Consider the following 6,814-nt stretch of genomic DNA (forward strand, 5'->3'; position numbering starts at 1 on the left):
TGACTAGCTTTCCGTCCGACAGATGGAGACAACATGACGTTTAACGACCTGATCGACCGCCGGGGCACCAACAGTTCTAAATGGGATAAGATGGAGCGCCTGTACGGCGTTTCACCGGATGACGGGCTGGCCATGTGGACGGCCGATTCCGATTATCCTACGGCGCCATGTGTTGTCGATGTCGTGCGGCAAGCGGCGGACCATGGGGTTTTTGGCTATTCTTGGATGCACCCGGACTATCTGAGTTCGGTCCAGTGGTGGATGAAAAACCGTCATGGATGGGACATCGACACCGATTGGGTTCTGACTTCACAGGGGTTGGGGAACGCGATCGCCCTATGTCTGGACGTCTGGACCGAACCGGGCGACGGAGTGGTCATCTTTTCGCCTGTTTACCATGAGTTTGCGCACAAGGTGAACAAATCCGGCCGCAGGGTGGTAGAGTGCCCGTTGGCGCGCGATGGCGACAGCTACGGGGTGGATCTGGACGATGCGCAATCGCGGCTGGACGGATCTGAAAAGATGCTATTGTGGTGTTCGCCTCAGAATCCTTCGGGGCGGGTCTGGACACCAGATGAGCTGCGCGCCGTTGCAGCTTTTGCCGAACGGAATGGGCTGGTTCTGGTGTCGGATGAAATTCATCATGACCTGGTCTATCCCGGCCAAACGTTTGTGCCGATGGACGTGGCCGCCCCGGATGCGCGGCCCTGGACCGTGACACTGACGGCACCTTCCAAAACGTTCAACATCGCCGGTCAGCGCACTGGCAACATGATCATCCCAGATCCCAAATTGCGCGCGGCCATGCGCAACCGCATCCAGACGCTGGACTACGACCCCAGTGCGCTTGGCGTGGCGATGATCACGGCCGCCTACACCCCAGAGGGCGCCGCATGGGTCGACGAGCAGATCGTACATCTGGACAGCAACCGCCGTCTGTTTGATGCAACGATTGCGGAAATCCCCGGTCTTTGGTCCATGCCACTGCAGGCGACCTATCTGGCCTGGGTTGATTTCTCGGGCACCGGAATGGACCACCCCGAATTCATTCGCCGCCTGCGTCAGGATGCCAAAATCGCCACCACATCGGGCCCCGGCTTCGGCGCGGGCGGAGAAACCTTTGAGCGGTTCAACCTGGCCACCCAACGCAGCCGAGTGGAGGACGCCTGTGCCCGCTTGAAACAAGCGTTTGCCGATTTGCAGTGAGGCAGGCGTTAAAGATAACTCTTATGCTGTGCCTGATCAGCGCAGCATGGGTTGGGTAGCACCGATACGGGCCACGTCCGCCCGCGCCGGAATGGTTCCCGAAACCGCACAGATCGACCACTTCCTGATCGAAAAATCCGCCCCTAGTCCTCGTGCCCCAACAGCGCGATCGGCGCATCCGGCGCGCGGTAGAAATCCAGCGGCGCCTTGTCGGCTGCGGCGGTGCTGCGTTTGAAGTCATAACGCATTTCACCCGCCTGCGCGTCATCCGCGATGATCAGGCATTGGTACAAATGGCGCGCGCCGTCATAGATATCGACCAGACCGCGCAGTTGCGGAGTGGTTTCAGCCTCAACCGTGAAGCCATCCTTCCACAATCTTAAAATTTTGAAGGTATTGTCGCCAAATTCCACACGAAGACGGCTCGTCCTCTTCAGGCCCGCGATTCGAGCCGCGTCCAGTTCAGCGCTTATTTCCTTGGAAACATAGGTACTCATCAAAAAACTCCCCCGGCAGTGAGTACTATTGTGCGCTCTCAATCGTAAAAATCTAGTGAAACCGGTTACTTTAAATCCAGTCTTCATCACAGTGTTGCGGGCACACGCGCCATGGTCTGTGCGCAAACGCAGGCAAATTGCGCGCCTGCTCGCATAGGAACACCGCGCTCAAGCGCCTATCTTTCGAAAAATCGCTAAGCGGAGGAATACAGATGGGCCTGTTGGTCGATGGCAAGTGGCATGACACGTGGTATGACACCAAATCCACAGGTGGCGCGTTCAAACGAAGCGCCGCGCAGTTCCGCAACTGGCTAACCGCCGACGGCACGCCCGGCCCTTCGGGCAAGGGTGGGTTCAATGCGGAACCGGGGCGCTATCACCTCTATGTGAGCCACGCGTGCCCCTGGGCGCATCGAACGCTCATCTTCCGCGAACTCAAGGGGCTAAACGACCTGATCTCGGTTTCGGTCGTTCATCCGGATATGCTGGATAAAGGTTGGACCTTCGAGACGGATGACAACGGCGCGACCGGAGACGATCTTTACGGGCTGGATTATGCCCATCAGGTCTATACCAAGGCGGATCCGTCCTATTCCGGCCGTGTAACTGTGCCAATCCTTTGGGACAAACGGCAAGAGACGATCGTTTCCAATGAAAGCTCGGAAATCATCCGCATGTTCAATTCGGTGTTTGATGGCATCACCGGAAACACCGATGACTATTGGCCCGAGGCGATGCGCGACGACATCGAGGAGGTCAACGCTCGCATCTATTCCGACGTCAATAACGGGGTCTACAAGTCCGGTTTCGCCACCAGCCAAACCGCTTATGACAGTGCGGTGGGACCGCTATTTGATACTCTGGACTGGCTCGAACAGCGCCTGTCTCAGAGCCGCTATCTGATGGGTGACCGCGTCACCGAGGCCGATTGGCGCCTGTTTACCACTCTGATCCGGTTCGACCCGGTCTATCATCTGCATTTCAAATGCAACCGGCGGCGACTGATCGACTATCCGAACCTGTGGGCCTACACGCGCGAGCTATACCAATGGCCGGGCGTCGCACACACGGTCAACATGGAGCACATCGTGCGCCACTATCACTATAGCCACGAAAGCATCAATCCGCATCGCATCATCCCGACCAACCCGGTGCTGGACTTCATGGAACCTCATGGGCGCGGTCAGCGACCCGCTGCGTAGTGCTCGACCATCGCCGCCAGATCCTCTGGCGGCGTTGCGCTTTGCACATAAGCGCAAGCGTTAGGGCTGTGGGCAAAGATCGACCCGTCCGAAAAGAAGGTGGTATTGGTGACAAAAATCACCCGTGCCTCGGGGCGGCGATAACTGGCGAAATCTGCGACGGCCAGCGCGCTGCCCGCCTCTAACACCAAATCGAGCACAATGATATCGAACTCAGCCCCATAGAGCGCAAGAATTGCAGCCTCTTGCCCAGTGACCAACGTCACTTCGGCACCCTGTCGTTCAAGATGCCTTTGCCAGACCCGACCCAGATCGGGGTTACTCTCAACAATCAAAACATTCATACGCAAAACCTCGGCCCATGTTGTGGTGAGTAGTGCCGATCCCTGTGGTTTGTGATCACGTTATTTCCTTAACAAAGTGTTAACGCTGTTTTCGGCTTTTCGTGACCGCGCGGATTCGCTTGTAAAAACGGCGAAAATCCGCTTGAAACAGCCAGAAATACGCGATTCCGGCGGGACCTAGATGACAAGCTCTGACAAAAACTTGAACCCACGGGCTGCGCGAGACCACGGCGGCGGGTTGGATGCAGCGATTGCGGCCTGTGGCGGCGCGCGCGGGAACTGGATCGACCTTTCGACCGGAATCAATCCTCATCCGTACCCCATAGCCGCGCTGGCCGATGAAGATTGGACAGCCCTTCCAGATCACGGCGCATTCGAACAGCTGTCGCAAGCCGCCCGACACTTCTGGTCAGTCCCGGCAGACGCGGCCGTTTTGCCCTCGCCCGGCGCATCGGCCCTGATCGCCCGTATCCCCGCACTTGCGTCGACAGGCCGCGTTCAGATCACCATGCCCACTTACAATGAACATGCCGCGGCCTTTTCCGCGCAGGGCTGGAAAGTTCAATCTGGTGGACCGGCCCAGGCCCGCGTCATCGTCCACCCCAACAATCCAGATGGTCGCTATTGGGACAAGTCAGACGTGAATGCCCCGCTGACCATAATTGACGAGAGCTTTTGTGACGTCACTCCAGAGGTGTCACTGATCCACCTGGCCGCGCGACCGGGCGTGATCGTTTTGAAAAGCTTCGGCAAGTTCTGGGGGCTGGCCGGGCTGCGTCTAGGGTTTGCAATCGGTGATCCACTGCTGATCGCCCGCCTGAACGACCTGACCGGCCCTTGGGCAGTGTCTGGGCCGGCGCTTCGCATCGGTCAGCGCGCCCTGACCGATCCCGATTGGGCCAATTCCACCCGTCAGCGCCTGGCGACGGATACCGCTCGACTGGATGCGCTTATGATCGCAAAAGGCGCGCAGCTTGCTGGCGGCACCACACTGTTCCGCCTCTATCAAGTCGATGACGCTGCCCAATGGCAAACCCGTCTGGCCCGCGCCCATATCTGGAGCCGCATCTTCCCCTATTCCCAAACCTACCTGCGGTTGGGCCTGCCCCCTGCAGATGGCTGGGACAGGCTTGAGGCCGCACTGTGAGCACCGCCTTCCTGCTGGTCTGCGCCCTATGTCTGGACGCCGCCTTAGGTGAGCCGGACTGGTTATGGTCGCGCGTCAAACACCCGGCGGTCATGATCGGCTACGTGATCGGCGCGCTGGACAAGCGCTTGAACCATGGGGCGCAGCGACGTTTGAAAGGCGTAGGTGTGGTCGTTCTACTGGTCGTAGGCGCGCTGGGGATCGGTTGGGGGCTAAGCTTGCTGGGTTCGGTGGTCCAGATCATCGCCTGCGCCATCCTGCTAGCGCAAAAATCGCTGGTGGCCCATGTACGCGCAGTCGCAGACGGATTGCGGGTATCCCTGCCCGAGGGGCGCGCCCAAGTCGCGATGATCGTTTCACGCGATACGCGCGACATGACGCAGGCGCAGGTGGCACGATCCACCATCGAAAGCGCGGCCGAGAACCTGAGCGACGGGGTCATTGCGCCCGCCTTCTGGTTTCTTATTGGCGGTTTGCCCGGACTGCTGGTCTACAAAGCCGTTAACACGGCCGACAGCATGATCGGCTACCGGACCGACAAATACCGAGACTTCGGCTGGGCCGCCGCCCGTCTGGACGACCTGCTGAACCTGATCCCTGCCCGCCTGACCTGCATGATGATCGTAGCCCTATCAGGCCAATGGGCGCGCTGGTCTGCGATGGTCGCCGATGCGCGCCGGCATATCTCGCCCAATGCAGGCTGGCCCGAAGCCGCAATGGCCCGCGCTCTGAACGTGGCCCTAGCCGGGCCTCGCAGTTATGACGGGCAATTGCGCGATCTTGCCTGGGTCAATGGTGACGCCCCCCGCGATATCGGCGCGTCAGAGGTTTTCCGCGCATGTGACATGCTATGGCGGGTTTGGGGGCTTGCGCTTGGCCTCGTGTCGGTGTGGGTTGGGTTTAGCTTTATTCTGTAACGGACCCGTTTCATGCGCTTGCTTTCTGGCCTTTTGGCCACCGCCCTGCTGACCTCGCCCGCCTTTGCCCAATGTGGCGGAGGGTTCAATAGTTTCGTCAAGGATCTGAAATCCGAGGCCGCGCAGCAGGGCTTTGACCACGCCACCGTCAACGCCTTCTTCAAAGGTGTGCAGCAGGACAACGCAGTGCTGAAAGCCGACCGCGCGCAGGGCGTGTTTCAGAAACCGTTCATTGAATTCTCGCGCCGCCTGATTTCGCAAAACCGGATTGATCGCGGGCGGGCCATGTCGCGCAAATATGACGCGGTTTTTGACCGGATCGAGCGCGAATACGGCATCTCGCGCGGCGTACTGCTGGCCTTCTGGGCGTTCGAAACCGATTACGGCGCGTTTCAGGGAGATTTCAACACCCGCAACGCGCTGGTCACGCTGGCCCATGATTGCCGCCGTCCCGAACTGTTTCGCCCTCAAATCTTCGCCGCCATCGAATTGTACGAGCAGGGCAATTTCGATCCCGCCCGCACCACCGGGGCTTGGGCCGGAGAAATCGGCATGGTCCAGATGCTGCCCCGCGACATTCTGGAAAACGGTGTGGACGGAGATGGGGACGGTAAGGTCTCACTGAAAACCTCGGCCCCGGATGCGCTGATGTCGGGCGCAAAAATGCTTTCGAGCTTTGGCTGGCAGCCAGGTCAGCCATGGCTGCAAGAGGTCACGGTACCCGAGCGAATGGACTGGTCCCTGTCCGGCCCCGGCAAGCCGCGCCCTGTGTCCGAGTGGCAGGCGATGGGCGTTCGGGCCCGCAGCGGGTCGCTGTCCAACCTGCCCGCCTCGCTGATCCTACCGCAGGGGCATAAAGGGCCTGCCTTTCTGGCCTATCCGAATTTCGACGTCTATTTCGAGTGGAACCAAAGCTTTACCTACGTCCTGACCGCCGCCTATTTCGGCACGCGGTTGGAGGGTGCGCAGATTTATGATGCAGGTAACCCGGCGCAGGGCCTTTCTGGCGCGCAAATGAAGCAACTACAGAGCAAACTTCAGGCCCGCGGCCATGACGTGGGCAAGATCGACGGGATTCTGGGGGCCGGAACACGGGCGGCCGTGCAGGCAGAACAGGTGCGGCTGGGATTGCCTGCGGATGCGTGGCCAACGGTCGAGTTGTTGGGACGGTTGTAAATACTCAAATAATATTCCGCAATAACTCTGAATGAAGTTAACGTTGGGTAAAAAAAGTACTACTTGCGAGCTATGTTTTTTCACCCGGCAGTCGCAGCTTTATGGCGCCCACAAGGTATTTCCACGGATATCTTTTACAGTGATCCAGTTGCTGCAACATCTGATTGTAGTCTACACTTTTTACCTTAAGCGCCCCCGTTGTTTTATCCAAACCTTTCAGGATGTCTCCAAGTGTCACATTCAGCAGGCGCAACGCTTCATCCATCTCTGCTAGGTTCTGGACCTATTAATTTGGTTGCCGTCGACTTTGCTGCGTGATTCAAGC

General features: G+C 58.9%; 8 protein-coding genes. 5 read left to right on the forward strand and 3 right to left on the reverse strand.

Annotated elements, in window-relative coordinates; translation table 11 throughout:
- Positions 1-33: 33 nt before the first annotated feature.
- A complete protein-coding gene (locus GOW48_RS21295; protein WP_170756078.1) occupies positions 34-1,206 on the forward strand; it encodes a MalY/PatB family protein in 1,173 nt (390 codons plus the stop codon).
- Between the two features lie 143 nt (positions 1,207-1,349).
- Here the strand turns inward: GOW48_RS21295 and GOW48_RS21300 are convergent, their stop codons facing one another.
- On the reverse strand, positions 1,350-1,703 hold the full coding sequence (locus GOW48_RS21300; RefSeq protein WP_170756079.1) for a hypothetical protein: 354 nt from the start codon (positions 1,701-1,703) through the stop codon (positions 1,350-1,352).
- Between the two features lie 212 nt (positions 1,704-1,915).
- Here GOW48_RS21300 and GOW48_RS21305 point away from each other — a divergent pair, with 212 nt between their 5' ends.
- Positions 1,916-2,905 (forward strand): glutathione S-transferase family protein, encoded by a 990-nt coding sequence (locus tag GOW48_RS21305; RefSeq protein ID WP_170756080.1) that lies wholly within the window; start codon positions 1,916-1,918, stop codon positions 2,903-2,905.
- On the opposite strand, the gene GOW48_RS21310 is transcribed toward GOW48_RS21305, so the two are convergent.
- A complete protein-coding gene (locus GOW48_RS21310) occupies positions 2,887-3,249 on the reverse strand; it encodes a response regulator transcription factor (RefSeq protein ID WP_170756081.1) in 363 nt (120 codons plus the stop codon). The two genes, GOW48_RS21305 and GOW48_RS21310, sit on opposite strands and share 19 nt — an antisense overlap.
- Before the next feature lie 181 nt (positions 3,250-3,430).
- Here GOW48_RS21310 and GOW48_RS21315 point away from each other — a divergent pair, with 181 nt between their 5' ends.
- From GOW48_RS21315 to GOW48_RS21325, 3 genes are read left to right on the forward strand one after another with little or no spacing between them, the layout of a single operon-like run.
- Entirely contained in the window at positions 3,431-4,396 is a 966-nt protein-coding gene (locus tag GOW48_RS21315; protein WP_170756082.1) for a threonine-phosphate decarboxylase, read from the forward strand.
- Complete coding sequence (gene cbiB, locus GOW48_RS21320) at positions 4,393-5,313, forward strand: adenosylcobinamide-phosphate synthase CbiB (protein ID WP_170756083.1); 921 nt, start codon at positions 4,393-4,395, stop codon at positions 5,311-5,313. The genes GOW48_RS21315 and cbiB overlap by 4 nt, the downstream gene beginning before the upstream one ends.
- A 12-nt stretch (positions 5,314-5,325) precedes the next feature.
- Positions 5,326-6,489: a lytic murein transglycosylase gene (locus tag GOW48_RS21325; protein WP_170756084.1), complete on the forward strand. Its 1,164-nt coding sequence runs from the start codon at positions 5,326-5,328 to the stop codon at positions 6,487-6,489.
- 70 nt (positions 6,490-6,559) lie between these two features.
- Here the strand turns inward: GOW48_RS21325 and GOW48_RS21330 are convergent, their stop codons facing one another.
- Entirely contained in the window at positions 6,560-6,754 is a 195-nt protein-coding gene (locus GOW48_RS21330; RefSeq protein WP_170756085.1) for a hypothetical protein, read from the reverse strand.
- Between the last annotated feature and the right edge of the window lie 60 nt (positions 6,755-6,814).

Origin of the sequence: Ruegeria lacuscaerulensis, from assembly GCF_013033355.1 — a bacterium.
Classification (GTDB): domain Bacteria; phylum Pseudomonadota; class Alphaproteobacteria; order Rhodobacterales; family Rhodobacteraceae; genus Ruegeria; species Ruegeria lacuscaerulensis_A.